This window comes from Streptomyces sp. NPDC021622 (genome assembly GCF_040640795.1).
GTDB lineage: Bacteria > Actinomycetota > Actinomycetes > Streptomycetales > Streptomycetaceae > Streptomyces.
In genome coordinates this window covers 283,473-299,854 of record NZ_JBFACK010000012.1, presented here as the reverse complement: position 1 = coordinate 299,854, position 16,382 = coordinate 283,473, and the positions used below count along the sequence as shown (strand labels likewise).

Genomic DNA, 16,382 nt, shown 5'->3' with positions numbered 1-16,382 from the left:
GACCAGGACCTCGTAGAACACGGCGCGTTTGAACCACTCGGGGTCGCGGTCCTTCGCGGGTGTGTCCTCGAAGGTGTCCTGGACGGGCTCATTGATGATCATGGTGTGGGTGACCCTCCGATCAACGGTGAGGACGGTCGCAAGAACCTGCTGTGCTCTCCCGGGGGACAACCCCCGGACCCCCGGCCGACAAGCAGCACGTGCGCGCCGCCCGGGCCAAGACGCACATAGTTGGTCCTGCCCCAGTGGTAGGTCACGCCGGTGAGCTCGTCGCGCACCGGCACGGTCTCGTGCCAGTCGAGGCCGAGTTCCGGCATGTCCAACGAGACCGTGGCCTCCTGGGTGTGGTGGGGGTCGAGGTTGGCGACCACCAGAACCGTGTTCGATCCGTCCGGGTCGTCCGGGTCTCTGACCGTCTTCGAGTACGCGATCACCGCCTCCTGGTCGGCGGAGTGGAAGTGCAGGTCACGCAGTTGGCGCAGGGCGGGGTTGGCGCGCCGTACGCGGTTCAGCGTGCTGATGAGGGGTGCGATGGTGGAGCCGGAAAGTGTCGCCGACTGCCAGTCCCGCGGCCGCAGTTGGTACTTCTCCGAGTTCAGATACTCCTCGCTGTCGGCCCGTACCGGGGCGTTCTCGCACAGTTCGTATCCGCTGTAGACGCCCCACGTCGGCGAGAGGGTTGCGGCGAGCACGGCGCGCACCTCGAAGGCGGGGCGGCCGCCGTCCTGGAGGTAGGCGTGCAGGATGTCGGGGGTGTTGACGAAGAAGTTCGGCCGCAGGTAATGCGCGGTCTCGCCCGACAACTCCCTTAGGTAGTCGGTCAGTTCACCCTTCTCGTTGCGCCAGGTGAAGTACGTGTACGACTGCTGGAAGCCGATCGCCGCGAGGGTGCGCAGCATCGCGGGGCGCGTGAACGCCTCCGCCAGGAAGATGACGTCCGGGTCGGTGCGCCTGATGTCGGTGAGCACCTCGTCCCAGAAGAGGACAGGCTTGGTGTGCGGATTGTCGACGCGGAAGATACGCACGCCGTGGTCCATCCAGAACCGCAGCAGACGTAGGGTCTCGGCGACCAGGCCCGGCATGTCACGGTCGAAGGCCAGCGGATAGATGTCCTGGTACTTCTTCGGCGGGTTCTCGGCGTACGCGATGGTCCCGTCGGCGCGGTGCGCGAACCACTCGGGGTGTTTGTCCACCCAGGGGTGGTCGGGGGAGCACTGCAGCGCGAAGTCCAGGGCGACTTCGAGCCCCAGGCCGGCTGCCCGGCGTACGAAGGCGTCGAAGTCGTCGAGCGTGCCGAGGTCGGGGTGGACCGCGTCGTGGCCGCCCTCGGGGGAGCCGATCGCCCAGGGTACGCCGACGTCGTGCGGGCCGGGGGAGAGGGAGTTGTTGGGCCCTTTGCGGAAGGTGGTCCCGATGGGGTGGATCGGCGGCAGGTACACGACGTCGAAGCCCATCTCGGCGATCGCGGGCAGCCGCTCGGCCGCCGTGCGGAAGGTTCCCGAGACCGGGGGCTCGCCCTCGCGCACGACGGCACCTTCCGAGCGCGGGAAGAACTCGTACCAAGAACCGAAAAGCGCCCGCTCCCGCTCCACCAGCAGCGGCAGCGGCTCCGACTCCGTGACGAGCTCACGGAGCGGATACCGGGCGAGGACCGCGTCGACCTCCGGGGTCAGCGCGGCGGCGAGCCGGGCCGCGACGGGGCGTGCGGTGTCGCGCAGGGCCTCGGCGGCGGTGCGCAGGGTGGCGCGGCGGCCCTTGCTCAACGGGGCTCCGGCGGCGGCGCGTTCGTGGAGGCGTGCGCCTTCCTCCAGGACGAGTTCGGTGTCGATGCCCGCCGGTATCTTGATCTGCGCGTGGTGCCGCCACTGCGTGACGGGGTCGCCCCACGCCTCGACGCGGTACGTCCAGTTCCCCGGCGCGTCCGGCGTGACGTCCGCACCCCACCGGTCGGTGCCGGGGGCCAGCTCGCGCATGGGCGTCCAGGGGCCCGCGCGCCCCTCGGGGTCGAGCAGCACGGCATTGGCGGCGACCGCCTCGTGCCCTTCGCGGAATACGGTGGCGGTGACCTGGAAGGTCTCACCGACCACGGCCTTGGCGGGCCTGCGCCCGCCGTGCACCTGCGGCGCGATGTCGAGCACGGGTATGCGGCCGGGCGGCGCGTCCTCCTGTGGGACCGGGTCCTGCTGTGCCGCCGGGTCCTCCCGGCTCTTGGGCACCTTCTTGGGGGCCTTCGCCGGGGCCTTCGCCGGCGGGCGGGTTGAGGGCATGACCACTCCTGTCCGCGTTACGTGAGTGGGGCGGATACGGGGGTGTGGAGGGTTCTGCTGTGTGCGTACCGGGGGAGCCTTCCCACGGTTTTCGGGTGGGCAATCCGGCGCTTTGTTAACTACTAGTGCGTAAGGCCTCATACAAGACCCGGGGCGTAGGGAAGAGCGCTTTGTGGCCGCGGACCGGGGCTGCTTGTCCGGCTGGGGGTCCGGGGGTCATCCCCCGGTGTGATGCAGCACTACTAGTGCGTAAGGCCTCATACAAGACCGGCGGCACGGCGAATGGCGATGTCTGGCCGACTCGGGACGCTCTGGAGGACGGGGGCACATGCCGGGCGCACATAAGACCGGCCCCGCCGATCGAGGCGGGGCCGGTCCGGGGATGTGCCGTGTCCTACGGGTTGTTGACCTGCAGGAGCTTGTTCGGGGAGCCGAGGCCGCTGCCGGTGACCTTGCCCGGGACCGCGCGGTCGGTGAGCGCCTTGCTCACCTCGGCCGGTGCGGCCGCCGCGTGGTCGGAGAGGTACAGCGCCGCCGCGCCCGCCACGTGCGGCGCGGCCATCGACGTACCGGAGATGGTGTTCGTGGCGCTGTCGCCCGTGTTCCACGCCGACGTGATGCCCACGCCGGGAGCGAACAGGTCAAGGCTGGCACCCCAGTTGGAGAAGCTCGCCCTGGCGTCCTTGATGTCGGTCGCGCCGACGGTGACCGCTTCTTTCACGCGGGCCGGCGAGGACAGGAACGCGGGAAGCCCGTCGTTCCCCGCCGCGACCGTGTAAGTGACGCCGGACGCGATGGAGTTGCGCACGGCGGCGTCCAACTGGACGTTGGCCGAGCCGCCGAGGCTCAGGTTCGCGACGGCCGGCTTCTTCGCGTTCTTGGTGACCCAGTCGATGCCGGCGATGACCTGTGCGGTCGTCCCCGAGCCCGCGTTGTCGAGGACGCGCACGCCCACGACGTTCGCCTTCTTGGCCACGCCGTACTTCCCGCCCGCGACGGTCGCGGCGACATGCGTGCCGTGGCCGTTGCCGTCCTGCGCGGTGGCGTCGTTGTCGATGAAGTCCCAGCCGCTGCTCGCACGCCCGCCGAAGTCCGTGTGCGTGCTGCGGATTCCGGTGTCGATGACGTACGCCGTCACGCCCTGACCCGCGGATTCGGGCCAGGTGTAGGACTTGTCGAGCGGAAGGTCCCTCTGGTCGATCCGGTCCAGGCCCCAGGACGGCGGATTCTTCTGGGTGTGGTCCAGGGACACCGTGCTGTCCTGGACGACGGAGGCGACGTCCGCGTCTCCCGCGAGCCGCTTGGCCTCCTTCGAACCCGCCTTCACCGCGTAGCCGTTGAGCGCCGTGCTGTAGGTGTGGCTTATTTTTGCCCCGTATTTCTCGGCTATGCCCTTGCCCGCCTCTGACGGGGCCTTTGTCCCTCCCTTGAGTGTGACGATGTAACTGCCGCTGATGGAACCGGGCTCCCCGGCGCCGAGTATCTGCCCCAGCGGGGCCTCGGCCGGAGCTGCGTGCGCGGGCAGCGTGATGGCCGAAAGCACCGCTGCCGTGGTGGCGGCGGTGACGGCTCCCGCCCACCGCAGACGCTTCGTTCGCGACAAAGTCATACGCTGGCTTCCCTCCCCAACTTGACGTGCGGCCCGAGGAGTTGGACCGGTGACTGCCGGGTTCCCCGTATCCTCCGCGGGCGCCACTTGGCAGCCTCTCGTGAGCTGTGAGGCCCTACAAGACCACACGACGTGGGGGAATCGGCCATGCCGCCCGTGGGGGTGGTGTGAGGGTTGCGGCGATTTTCGGACGAGTGCGGGTACGGTCCACCCGAGCGGAACGCTGAGGTGCGTGTTGTCGCAGGTCGACGTCCGATGTCCGCCAGCGGTGTGCCTGCCGGGGAGGTCACGCTTGCGGCATGAACACCCAGCCGACAGCGTCCGAAACCGACCCGGTGGCCGTCCTCACCGCCATGTACGAGGCGGAGTCCCGCTACCTGGGCGCCGGCGGCCCCGGCGAGGCCTCCTTCGAGCCGCTCGCCCCGTACTTCGCACACGACGTCGTCCTGCACCAGGCGGACGCGCTCCCGTACGGCGGAACCTGGCGCGGCCACGAAGGGATGGTGCGGTTCTTCCTCGCCATGGCCGAGGCGTGGGAGTCCTTCGAGATCGGCGAGCAGGAGTTCTTCGCCGCGGGGGACACGGTCTTCGTCCGCAGCGAGGTCCACGCGCGGGCCCGCGCCACGGGACGCGAACTCGACTTCCCCGTACTGCAGTCGATCACGGTGCGGGACGGGCGGATCGCCGAGGTGTGGCCGTTCTACTGGGACACGGCGGCGATCGCGGCGGCTACCGGCGCCTGACGGCGGTCACAGGGCGCGGCCCGAGACCATCCGGCCCTCGCTGGACTCCGCGAAGACCGCACCGCCGAGGTAGAGCGGCGTGGTCAGGGTGATGCCCTCCAGCTCCGTGGCGTCGGTGAGGGGGACGGACCGGCGGGTGACGCCCTCCGGGTCGCCGCTCAGGGGGACCGTGCGGACCCAGTAATTGCCCACGGACAGCAGCCGGTCACCGGAGAGCGCGAGGGCGGTGGGGGTGTCGCCCGCCGCGACGTCCCAGAGTTCCTTGCCGGTCTTCCAGTCGTACGCGGTCAGCCGGTCCGGAAGCTCGACCGTCCTGTCGTCATGGGCGATGACCAGGACGCCCTTCGCGCCGACGACGGGGGCGGTCTCGGGCTTGGCGGCTCCGATCGTGCGGCGCACGGCGAGGGTGTCCGGGTCAAGGACGCTCACCCCGGCCAGGTCGTGCGACCAGCACAGCACCGCGTCGCCGTGGCCGATGAGCTCTCCGCAGCGCGGCCTGTTGACCCGCGCCGTCTCGTCGCCGTTCCTGGTGGACAGGGCGACGGCACCGTTCTGCTCCAGGGCCGAGTACAGCGTGCCGCCCCGGACGAGCAGCCCGTCGGCCTTGCCGTTGACCGTGGTCTCCCACAGCTGCTTGCCGGTCGCCGCGCGCCGGGCCCGGATCGTCGTCGTGTACGGCCGGGGCGCGGTCTGGGCGTTGAACTCGGCGACGTACAGCACGCCCCGCGCGTACGCCACGGACAGTACGGCCGCGTACGCGGGAGCCCTGCGGCGCCACAGTTCCCCGCCGTCCTTCAGGTCCACGCCGATCACGCCCAGCTCACCGGGGACGAAGACGCGTTCGCCGTCGGTCTCGGGCGGGTTCTCCTGGATGCCCTGTATCTCGCCCTTGAAGCCGGGGGACGTCCAGCGGTCCTCGCCGGTCGCCGCGTCCATGGCCGTCGCGGCGCCCCAGCCGTCCCGGCACACGAGCGTGGACCGCGCGAGGACGCAACCGCTGCCCATGTCGTTTACGCCCTTGGGCTTCTTCCGGGACCAGGGCCGCCAGCCGTCGGGCAGCGCGGAGGGGGTGACCGCGGAGGTGCCGAGCTCTCCGGAGCGGCCCTGGTTTCCGTACGTCCTGACGACGGGGGGAGCGGCGGCGGATCCTCCGCCGGGCGACTGCTTCCCGGTGTCCGCGGGCGGCTCCGACGACCCGCCCGGCAGCACGACCGCCGCCACGGTCACCGCCGCCGTGACCCCCGCCGCCGCGATCCACGGCCAGCGGCGGCGTCGCCGCCGCAGGTCGGGCGCGGGGCCGAACGCCCCCAGGGCCGGTGGCGCGAACGCCGCGGCGGCGGAGCGGTACTCGGCGAAGAGCGCGAGCACCTCGGGCGGCCACGGGAAAGGACCGCCGCTCCCGGGGGCGGCGAGGCGCTCGGCGAGCGCGGCCGGTGCGGGACGGCGCTCCGGAGCGGTGTCCAGGCACTGCGCGACGACACCGCGCAGCTCCTCCGGGACCCGGGAGAGATCCGCGTCGCCCTGCGAGATGCGGAAGATGACCGAGGCCAGCTCCGGGTCGTCGAACGGGCCACGCCCCGTCGCCGCATGGCACAGGACGGCGCCGAGCGAGAAGACGTCCGACGCGGGGACGACCGTGCTGGAGCTGTCGATCTGTTCCGGGGCGAGGAAGCCCGGCGTACCGACGAGCATGCCCGTCGCCGTCAGGGCGGTCGCCTCGAAGGCCTGCGCGATGCCGAAGTCGATGAGGCGGGGGCCTTCGGGGGTCAGGAGTACGTTGCCGGGCTTCAGGTCACGGTGCAGGATCCGCGCCTCGTGCACGGCCGCGAGCGCGCGGGCGAGCCCCGCGCCGAGCGCGCGGACCGCCGGCAGCGGCAGCGGGCCGCAGCGCGCGACGGTGTCGGCGAGGGAAGGCCCCGGCACGTACTCCGTTGCCAGCCAGGGGAGTTCGGCGTCCGCGTTGCCGTCAAGGAGCGCGGCCGTGAAGGGTCCTGTGACCGCGCGGGCCGCCGCGAGCTCCCGCCGGAAGCGGACCCGGAACGCGTCGTCGAGGCCCAGGTCGAGCTCTTGGCGTACGGCCTTGAGCGCGACCAGGGGTCCGCCGTCCTCCCGCCGCGCGAGGAACACCTCGCCCATGCCGCCCGCGCCGATGCGGGCGAGCAGCCGGTAGGGGCCGATGCGGCGGGCCGGGCCCGGCGGCAGGGCGTCGAGCATGGGACTCCTCAACTCGGTGACTCAGCCGGTGACTCAGCCGGTGAGTCAGGGAAGTGCGACCGACGAGATCTTGCCCTCGTCGTAGATGACATGCGCGATGCCGCCCAAGGCCAGGACGGACGGCGCGCGCAGCGTCTCCGCGATGACCGAGCCGTTGACGTTCGGCGGTGGCTCGGCCCGGTCGCCGGGCGCACCGGGCACGGGATGCCGGACGGGCCTGCCGTCGCCGCTGTTGAGCGGCAGCGTGAAGAGCGCCTCGCTGTCCGCGTACACGACGCGGCGGCCGAGGATCATCGGTGCCGATGACGGCACATTGCCCCCGGGCAGCTTCGCCGAGCGCAGGACCTCTCCGGTGCCCTCGTCGTTGACGATCACGCTGCTCTTGCCGGGGTCCACGGCGACCGCGAGCGCGTGGTTCGCCGCCGTGAGACCGGGCGCCCGCTCGTCGCCATCGGGCCGCGGGTAACGGAAGGCCTCACTCGACTCCTTGAGGGTGCGGGGGTCGAGCTGCAGCACCTTCACGAGGGGCGCCGGCGCGTTGCCCCCGGAGCCCTCGCCGTCGGACGTCGTGCACAGCACGTCCGTCTCGCTCGCGAGCACATCCCCGCACTCGCTGCCGGACTGGCCGAGCCGATCGCCGGTCCGTACGTCGTACGCCGCGATGCCGCCATCCTCGTCGGCGTAGACCACGCCGTCCCGCAGGGCCCGCAGGGCGTAGCGGTGGATGTCGACCTGGGCGGTCAGCGGCCTGCCCAACTGCTCGTCCCACAGCGGGCGTCCGCCGTCCAGGTCGTACGCGTGCAGGGAAGCGGTCGCGCCCTCCTCCATGTACGAATGCTCCATGCCGACGAGGAGCGTGTCGTCGCCCAGGAGCGGACGCAGCGTGAAGGCGCCCGCGCCGTCCGGCGGCGGCGCGTCCCACAGGACCTCGCCCGTCGTCGAGTCGCGCACCTGCAGGACCCCGTCGCGGGCGATCACCGCCTTGCCGCCGCGCACCTGCGGGGCCAGGGAGTCCCCCGGCATGAAGAACGCGCCGCTCGGTGCGTAATAGGCCTCTTCGGGGCCGTCCTCCGCATCGACCTTCCCGGACGTCCACAGCCGCCGCCCGTCGACGGCGCTCAGCGCCTCGTACGTGCCGTTGGTCAGCAGGCACACGATGGCCTCGGTGTCGGCGGCGCAGTCCATGGGCGCATGGCCGAGCTTGGCCTGCCACTTCTTCCAGCCCTTGGGCCGCTGAGCGGCGACCTGGTCCACGACACCGGAGCGGTCCGCCGTGCCGGCGTCGTCGACTCCCGCCCGCGCGACCAGTTTCGCCACGGCCGCCGGATCGGTCGGCCCCGGATCGACGTTGCCGGGGGCCGCCGAGCCGGGACCCTTGCCCTCCGGGTCCTTGCCGCCGCCGGATTCGCCGGCCCAGGGTCCCCACACGGCAAGCGCCCCGCCCAGCGCCCCGGCCGCCACGGCCAGCGCGACGGTGGCGAGCAGGGCGCGGGGCGCCCGGCGGCGGGGCGGGGGTGCGGCGGGCGGGGGTGAGCCGCTCATCGTGGGGAGTTGATGTACGCCGACGGGGGCGGGGCCCGCGGGCGCCGTCGGCGGATGGTCCGGGGCGCCCGGTGCCGTCACGGGCCGGTCCAGAGCCGTCGCCGGGTGCCGCCCCGCATCGGGCTCGGGCCACACGGGGGCGACCGGCTCCGGCAGCAGCGGCTGCCCCGATGCGCAGAGCCGCTCGGCCTCGCGCCGCGCCGCGCCGATCCGCTCCCGCACCGCTTCGGGCCAGTCGGCGTCCGTGGCCGCGTCCCTGAGCCGGATGAACCGCTCGGCCAGCTCCGCCGCCTCCGGCCGCCCGCCCGGCTCCCGTGCCAGGCACGCCGTCAGTACGTCCTTCAACTCCACCGGCATGTCGCCGAGTTGGGCATCCGCCTGCGAGACCCGGTACAGGACGGCCGCCATCGGCCCGTCGCCGAACGGGTCCTCGCCCGTCACCGCGTACGCGAGCACCGAGGCCAGACAGAACACGTCCGACGCCGCCACCACATGCCTGCCGCCCGCCACATGCTCCGGCGACATGAAGCCGGGGGTGCCGACGAGCAGGCCGGAGCGGGTCATCGTCGTGGCGGCCTGCACCCGGGCCACGCCGAAGTCGATCAGCTTGGGGCCTTCCTCGCCGAGCAGTACGTTGCCGGGCTTGAGGTCACGGTGCAGGGCGCCCGCCGCGTGCACCACCGTCAGGGCCTCGGCGATGCCCGCCCCGAGCGCGGCGACGGCGCCCGCGGGCAGTGGCCCGTGTCCGCGCACGGCCTGCGAGAGGGTGGGCCCGGCGACGTACTCCGTTGCCAGCCAGGGCACTTCGCCATCCGCGTCGCTCGCCACCAGGCGTGCCACGAACGGGCCCTCGACGCTGGCCGCGACCTCCGCCTCGCGCCTGAAGCGCCGCCGGAACGTGTCGTCGGTCGCCAGCTCGTTCCGGATGGCCTTGACGGCGACGAGATCCGCGACCCCGAAATCCGTGCGTGCGGCGGGCCGCGCGAGGAACACCTCACCCATGCCGCCCGCGCCGAGCCTGGCCAGCGTCGTGTACGGACCTATCCGCCGCGGTGAGGAATCCCGCAACCGCCCGAGCATCCGCCCCGTCCCCCCTGTGCCTCTGTTGCCTCTGTCAACTTCCGCCCCGCCGGGCCACGTTACCCGCCGGCTCGGACCGTGCGCCCTGTGCGCCGTGGTCGCGGGGGCGGCGCCCCGCTAACGTCGATGCGTCACGTCGATTCGCGACGTACGAACGCCCCCGACTTACGCCCCGACACACGCCCCGTCAGACGCTCCGTCAGAGGTGCTCCGTGATGAAGGCCATCCGTCGATTCACCGTACGTCCCGCCCTTCCCGACCCCCTGTCCCCGCTCGCCGAGCTCGCGCGCAACCTCCGCTGGTCCTGGCACACACCCACCCGCGACCTCTTCGAGGCCGTCGACCCCGAGCTGTGGGCCGCGTCCGGCGGCGACCCCGTGCGGCTGCTCGGCAGCGTGCCGCCCGCGCGGCTCGGCCGCCTCGCCCATGACGAGCCGTTCCTGCGGCGCCTCGCGGAGGCCTCCGACGGGCTGCGGGAGTACCTCACCGGGGACCGCTGGTACCAGGAGCAGGCAGCCGAGCGCGGCGGTGAACTGCCCAGCGGCGTCGGCTACTTCTCGCCCGAGTTCGGCATCACGGCCGCCCTGCCGCAGTACTCGGGCGGCCTCGGCATCCTGGCCGGCGACCACCTCAAGGCGGCCAGCGACCTGGGGGTGCCGCTCATCGGGGTCGGGCTGCTCTACCGGCACGGCTACTTCCACCAGTCCCTGTCCCGCGACGGCTGGCAGCAGGAAACCTATCCGGTGCTCGACCCGAACGAGCTGCCGCTGACCCTCCTTCGTGAGGCGGACGGTCGCCCCTGCCAGGTCGCGATCGCGCTTCCCGGCGGCCGCTCGCTGCGCGCCCACGTCTGGCAGGCGTGCGTCGGGCGCGTACCGCTCCTGATGCTCGACTCGGACGTCGAGGAGAACGACCCCGGCGCCCGCGAGGTGACCGACCGGCTCTACGGCGGCGGCAGCGAACACCGGCTGCTCCAGGAGATGCTGCTCGGCATCGGCGGGGTGCGCGCCATAAGGGCGTACTGCCGTCTCACCGGGCACGCGGAGCCCGAGGTCTTCCACACCAACGAAGGGCACGCGGGCTTCCTCGGCCTGGAGCGGATCCATGAACTGGCCGAGCAGGGCGTCGAGTTCGACACCTCGCTCGAAGCCGTCAGGGCGGGCACGGTCTTCACCACGCACACGCCGGTCCCCGCCGGAATCGACCGCTTCGACCGCGAACTGGTCGCCCGGCACTTCGGCCCCGACGCCGAGCTGCCCCGCATCGACGTCGAGCGGATACTGCGCCTGGGCATGGAGACGTATCCGGGAGGCGAGCCCAACCTCTTCAACATGGCGGTGATGGGCCTGCGCCTCGGGCGGTGCGCCAACGGTGTCTCCACGCTGCACGGCAAGGTGAGCCGCGAGATGTTCGCGGGCCTGTGGCCGGGATTCGACGCCGACGAGGTCCCGATCTCCTCCGTCACCAACGGCGTGCACGCCCCGACCTGGGTGGCCCCCGAGGTCTTCCGGCTCGGCGCACGCCAGATCGGCGCCCAGCGGACGGAGGACGCCCTGTCGGTGGGCGGCTCGGATCGCTGGGACGCCGTCGCCGAGATCCAGGACTCCGACATCTGGGCGCTCCGGCGTGAGCTGCGCGGGCAGTTGGTGACGGAGGTCAGGCGGCGGCTCTACGCCTCGTGGCGCGGCCGTGGCGCGGCGAGCGCCGAACTGGGCTGGATCGACGACGTACTTGACCCGGACGTCCTGACGATCGGCTTCGCGCGCCGCGTCCCTTCGTACAAACGCCTGACCCTGATGCTGCGGGACCGCGACCGCCTGATGGATCTGCTCACCCACGAGGAGCGGCCGATCCAGATCGTCGTGGCCGGAAAGGCGCATCCGGCGGACGACGGCGGCAAACGCCTCATCCAGGAGCTGGTGCGCTTCACCGACGACCCGCGGGTGCGCCACCGCGTCGTCTTCCTGCCGGACTACGGCATGGCGATGGCCCAGAAGCTGTATCCCGGCTGCGACGTCTGGCTGAACAACCCGCTCCGCCCGCTGGAGGCGTGCGGCACGAGCGGCATGAAGGCCGCACTGAACGGCTGCCTCAACCTCTCGGTCCTGGACGGCTGGTGGGACGAATGGTTCGAGCCGGACTTCGGCTGGGCGATTCCCACGGCGGACGGTTCGGCGACGGACGACGACCGGCGGGACGATCTGGAGGCGGCGGCGCTGTACGACTTGCTGGAGCGCCGGATCGCGCCCCGCTTCTACGAGCAGGGTCCCGGCGGTCTCCCCGACCGCTGGATCGAGATGGTCCGCCGGACGCTGACGCGGCTGGGCCCGAAGGTCCTCGCAGGGCGGATGGTCCGTGACTACGTGGAGGGTCTGTACGTCCCCGCCGCACGGGCGCATCGGGCGCTTGACGTGGGCGCGGCAGGGGAGTTGGCCTCCTGGAAGGCCCGGGTGCGCGATGCGTGGCCGCGGGTCGCCGTCGACCATGTCGAGGCGTCCGCCTTCGGGGCGACGGCCGAACTCGGCTCGACGCTCGCGCTGCGGGTCCGGGTGCGGCTCGGGGAGCTGACGCCGGACGACGTGGAGGTGCAGGCGATCGCGGGGCGGGTCGATCCGCAGGACCACATCGCGGATCCGGCTTCGGTGCCGCTGAAGCCGGTGGGCGCCCCAACCCCGGAGGGCAGCCGCCTCTACGAGGGCCCTCTGACCCTCGACCACGCGGGGTCCTTCGGCTATACGGTGCGCGTCCTGCCGTCCCATCGACTGCTGGCCAGCGGGGCGGAGCTGGGTCTGGTGGCGGTGCCGGCGGAGGGGATGGGGGAGGGAGCGGGGGTGCTGATGCGGTGAGGCGGTGAGGCGGTACGGCCCGTGATCGCGGGCCATGACCGTCACTCCCGCTGCGTTGTCAGTCCGCTGAAGTATCCTTCCGGCCGCCATGCATCGACCGGGAGGACCAAGAGAATTGACTGGCCTGTCTGCTTTCCCGCTGCCCTTTCAAGCGTCCCGTTCCATATCGTTCGCTACACCCCGAACACTGCGGGAACTCCAGATGATGGAGTGCAGCGCCCATATCCGGGCGAAGCCAGGGTGGTTCGAGAAGATGAACGACGCCGACATCGTCGCCAGGTGGACGCAAGAAGCGGTCGCCCAGGGCCTCACCGAGGCGCAAGTCCGTTACGTGCTTGCCGAACTCGCCCATTACGCCGCATTGCGCGACGGACAGACCGGCATAGAGGTGTCCGCCGTCGACGGGGTGTGGCAGTCGGACACCCTGGTCGACGACGAGCTCCGATCCCGGCTGCGCGAGGCGGTCCGGGTTCTGGAAGAGGTACCCGAAGAGGAGAAGGACTGGCACCCCGGATCCGGAGGCCAGGTACTGGATCTGGTGCATCCCTCGCTGTTCTGCCTGGTGAACGAGGCGAGTGGAGCGCCCGAGCGGGCTTGGCGCAACCCGACGGACCGCTATTCGCGGCACGAATTCTCCGAGAAGTTCCAGTGGCTTCCCACGGACGTCGACGTCAGTGAGGACGGCGATGTCGCCTTCCGTTCGTACGTCAACAACGTCCACCCCGAGAAGCATCGCGAACTGGCCGCCGCCCTCCCGGACTTGTTCGCACGCCTGCGACCGCTGTTCGAGAACGTACTCACCGATCTGCGCCATCCGCGGCCCCTGCGGATCGAGGCCGATCCTTACGGGTGGTACGACTCGGAGCCGGAGTATCCGGACAGGTCTTCCTTCAGTGATGACGAGGCCCACGACAAGGCCGTCAGTGCCTACGAAGAGGCCGCGGACGATTGGTGGGAGAACCGCTGCCCGGTCATCCCGGACGCCCCTGCCTTCACCCCGCCCGAGTCGCCCGACGACTCCGCCCGGTTCGACCTGCGCGGCCGTAGTCTCCAGGTCATCGTCAAACTCGCCACCATTCAGCTCACTCCGGACAAGCCGGAGTACGCCGGCGGTTCCTGGCATGTCGAGGGGATGCTGAACGAGCGGATCGTCTCGACCGGCATTTACTACTGGGACAGCGAGAACATCACCGAAAGCCGGCTGAGTTTCCGGGCGGCACTCGACGACCCGAACTACGAACAGAACGACGACAATGGTATGCGTGAGGTCTACGGCCTGGAGAACGAAGACGCACTGAACCAGAAGCTGGGATCGGCAGCGACCCCGGCGGGCCGCTGCCTGGCATTCCCGAACATCCTGCAACACCGCGTCGGCTCGTTCCGCCTCACGGACGCCACCCGTCCCGGGCATCGCAAAATTCTCGCGTTCTTCCTGATCGACCCGTCGGAAAAGATCGTCTCGACATCCGATGTGCCACCGCAGCAGCCATGGTCCGAGACCTCGACCATGACGCTCGAACAGGCCAAGAGCTACCGCGAACAACTCATGCAGGAACGCAAGTTCTTCGTCGACGAACACAACGAGCAGCTCTACGAGCGGGAGTTCTCCCTCTGCGAGCACTGATCACCAAAAGCGGCACCCGGGGGAGGAAGGCCCCCCGGGTGGCGGGCGCACAACACCTCACCGACGAAGAAGTGGACGCCCGCTTCTACGCCATCGTCACCGAGCAGCGACAAGCGGTGGAGCACGGTAGGGACGAAGCGATGACATTGCATTCCGATGTGGCCGAGTTGCTGGCGGAGGCCGGCATCGTGGACGTGGACGTCGACGAGGCCGTCGCGGACGACCACGCCCGAACGTCCGCGTACCTACGCGTCGTCTCGGTGATCGCTTCCTCGCAAAGCCGCGACCGGGACCGCGCGATCGTGGCCACGATCCTGCGCGACCCCAACGAAATGGGGTCCAAGACGGCGGTGGTCGCCCTCGTGGACGAGATCGCGTATGAAGTGACCGGTCCTGACGAGTTCCGGCAGTGGTCGGACGAACTGCTGCCGGAGATCGACCAGTTCGAGGCGGAGGCGTACCGCGAGTTCATCCGCCGCCGCATCGACGACTGGCTGTTCTACCTGTCCGTCAAGGACGGCCACGTACCGACACCGGCCGAGCTGGCGGAGGTCACGGACTGGATGCAGCGCCACCTCGCCGAGTGGTCGAAGTCGCCGGCGGTACTCGCCGTGGTAGCCGAGTCGGCGCGCACGAAGAAGACACGGAACATCGCGAAGAACCGGGCCGGAAGCCGCGAGCTGAGAACGGAATGAGTTGAGTCGCACGCTCCGAGGGGAGCGGAAAGGCGGCACCCGGGGGGAGGAAGGCCCCCCGGGTGCCGCCCCGGCAAAGAGAGTTGCTTGACGAGAGTTACTTGACGTTGACGCCGGTCCAGGCCGCCGCCACGCCCTTGGCCTCGGCGGAGTCCGCGCCGTAGAGGTCCGTCGCGGCCTTCAGCGTGCCCTCACGCGCGTCCTTGTACTGCGTGGTGGTCGTGAAGTACGTCGTCAGCGCCTTGAACCAGATCTTCTCGGCCTTGTCGCGCCCGATGCCCTCGACCTTGGAGCCGTCGGCGGTCGGGGAGTCGTACTTGACGCCGTTGATCTCCTTCGCGCCGCTGCCCTCCGACAGCAGGTAGAAGAAGTGGTTGGCGATGCCGGACGAGTAGTGGACGTCGACGTTGCCCGCGTCCTCGCTCCAGTTGTCCAGGGAGTTGCCGTCCTTGGAGGGCTTGTCCATGTACCGGAGCGGCGACCCGTCGCCGTTGATGTCGATCTTCTCGCCGACGTAGTAGTCGCCGACGTCCTCGGCGTTCTTCGAGTTGAACTCGACGGCCGCCGCGAAGATGTCGGAGGTCGCCTCGTTCAGGCCGCCGGACTCACCGCTGTACTCCATGTTGGCGGTGGCCGCGGTGACGCCGTGCGTCATCTCGTGCGCCGCGACGTCCATCGACGTGAGCGGCTTCTTGTCGCCCTCGCCGTCGCCGTACGTCATGCAGAAGCAGCTGTCGTCCCAGAAGGCGTTGACGTACGCCTTGCCGTAGTGGACCCGCGAGGTCGCGCCCTTGCCGTCGCCCTTGATGCCCTCACGGCCGTGCACGGACTTGTAGTAGTCCCAGGTCAACTGGGCGCCGTAGGCGGCGTCGACGGCGGCGGTCTGGGCGTCCTCCGGCTTGCCGGTGCCCCACGTGTCGTCGTCGTCCGTGACGATCTTGCCCTCGCCGCTCTCGCTGTGGTCGAGGTCGTACGTCGAGTGGCCGCCGCGCGAGTCGTCGGTCAGGTCGAAGCCGTTCGAGCCCTTCTTGGAGCCGACCTCGACCTTGCCGCTGTACTGGCTGTGGCCCGCGCCGTTCTCGATGGCCTGGTACTGGAAGAGCTTCTTGCCGGTGGCCGCGTCGGTGATGACGTGCAGCTTGCTCGGCGTGCCGTCCTTCTGGACGCCGGTGACCACGGTTTCGTGAGCCAGGACCGGCTTGCCCGATGCGGCCCAGACGACCTTGCGGGGCGCCTGTGCGTCCGCCTTCTTGGTGTCGCCGGTCTTCGCGGCGGTCGACTCGGCGGACTTCGCGGCCGACTTGGTCGCGATCTTCGCGGAGGTGGAGGCGACCTTGATGGTGGCCTTGGCCGCCTTGGTCACGCTCTTGACCTTGCCGCTCTTCGCGGCGTGCACGACGAGGTCGCCACCGAGGACGGGCAGGCCGTCGTAGGTGCGCTCGTAGCGGGTGTGCGTGGTGCCGTCACGGTCCTTGACGACATCGCGGACGACGAGCTTTTCCTTGGAACCCAGGCCGATCTTCTCGGCGGTGGCTGCCTTGTCGGCGTTCGCGTCCTGCAACAGGTCCGCGCGGGCCGGCGCGGAGAGCGAGACCGGGGACGCGGCGGACGCGCCGGCCTGGTCGGGCTGTGCGGACGCGCCGGTGGTCAGGCCGGCGGCGAGCAGTGCTCCGGCGGCAACAGCGGTGGCTATGGCCAGCGTTGAGCGCTTCCGGGATATGTGGGGGGTCACGCATGCTCCTTCTGTGGGGGGCCCGGACGG

9 protein-coding genes are annotated in these 16,382 nt (G+C 70.8%); 4 read left to right on the top strand and 5 right to left on the bottom strand.

Features of this window, described 5'->3' with window-relative positions; translation table 11 throughout:
- Positions 1-98: 98 nt before the first annotated feature.
- Both AB0G47_RS24960 and AB0G47_RS24955 read right to left on the bottom strand, forming a co-directional pair.
- The gene (locus AB0G47_RS24960; protein ID WP_360773855.1) at positions 99-2,267 is read right to left on the bottom strand and encodes an alpha-1,4-glucan--maltose-1-phosphate maltosyltransferase; all 2,169 of its coding nucleotides are present in this window, start codon (positions 2,265-2,267) and stop codon (positions 99-101) included.
- A 394-nt stretch (positions 2,268-2,661) separates the two neighbouring features.
- Positions 2,662-3,876, bottom strand: coding sequence for a S8 family peptidase (locus tag AB0G47_RS24955; RefSeq protein WP_360773852.1), 1,215 nt, complete (start codon positions 3,874-3,876; stop codon positions 2,662-2,664).
- A 299-nt stretch (positions 3,877-4,175) separates the two neighbouring features.
- On the opposite strand from AB0G47_RS24955, the gene AB0G47_RS24950 reads away from it, so the two are divergent.
- Complete coding sequence (locus AB0G47_RS24950) at positions 4,176-4,619, top strand: nuclear transport factor 2 family protein (RefSeq protein ID WP_360773849.1); 444 nt, start codon at positions 4,176-4,178, stop codon at positions 4,617-4,619.
- Positions 4,620-4,625: 6 nt separating this feature from the next.
- Here the strand turns inward: AB0G47_RS24950 and AB0G47_RS24945 are convergent, their stop codons facing one another.
- The gene (locus AB0G47_RS24945) at positions 4,626-6,833 is read right to left on the bottom strand and encodes a protein kinase (protein WP_360773846.1); all 2,208 of its coding nucleotides are present in this window, start codon (positions 6,831-6,833) and stop codon (positions 4,626-4,628) included.
- Positions 6,834-6,878: 45 nt separating this feature from the next.
- The gene (locus tag AB0G47_RS24940; RefSeq protein WP_360773843.1) at positions 6,879-9,443 is read right to left on the bottom strand and encodes a protein kinase; all 2,565 of its coding nucleotides are present in this window, start codon (positions 9,441-9,443) and stop codon (positions 6,879-6,881) included.
- Between the two features lie 227 nt (positions 9,444-9,670).
- Between AB0G47_RS24940 and glgP the strand changes: the two genes are divergently transcribed.
- From glgP to AB0G47_RS24925, 3 genes are all read left to right on the top strand, one after another.
- The gene (gene glgP, locus AB0G47_RS24935) at positions 9,671-12,301 is read left to right on the top strand and encodes an alpha-glucan family phosphorylase (protein WP_360773840.1); all 2,631 of its coding nucleotides are present in this window, start codon (positions 9,671-9,673) and stop codon (positions 12,299-12,301) included.
- A gap of 115 nt (positions 12,302-12,416) precedes the next feature.
- On the top strand, positions 12,417-13,925 hold the full coding sequence (locus AB0G47_RS24930; protein ID WP_360773837.1) for a DUF4246 domain-containing protein: 1,509 nt from the start codon (positions 12,417-12,419) through the stop codon (positions 13,923-13,925).
- Between the two features lie 38 nt (positions 13,926-13,963).
- The gene (locus AB0G47_RS24925; protein ID WP_360773834.1) at positions 13,964-14,620 is read left to right on the top strand and encodes a hypothetical protein; all 657 of its coding nucleotides are present in this window, start codon (positions 13,964-13,966) and stop codon (positions 14,618-14,620) included.
- 97 nt (positions 14,621-14,717) lie between these two features.
- Here AB0G47_RS24925 and AB0G47_RS24920 read toward each other — a convergent pair whose 3' ends face one another.
- A complete protein-coding gene (locus tag AB0G47_RS24920) occupies positions 14,718-16,352 on the bottom strand; it encodes a M4 family metallopeptidase (RefSeq protein ID WP_360773831.1) in 1,635 nt (544 codons plus the stop codon).
- Positions 16,353-16,382 lie beyond the last annotated feature (30 nt).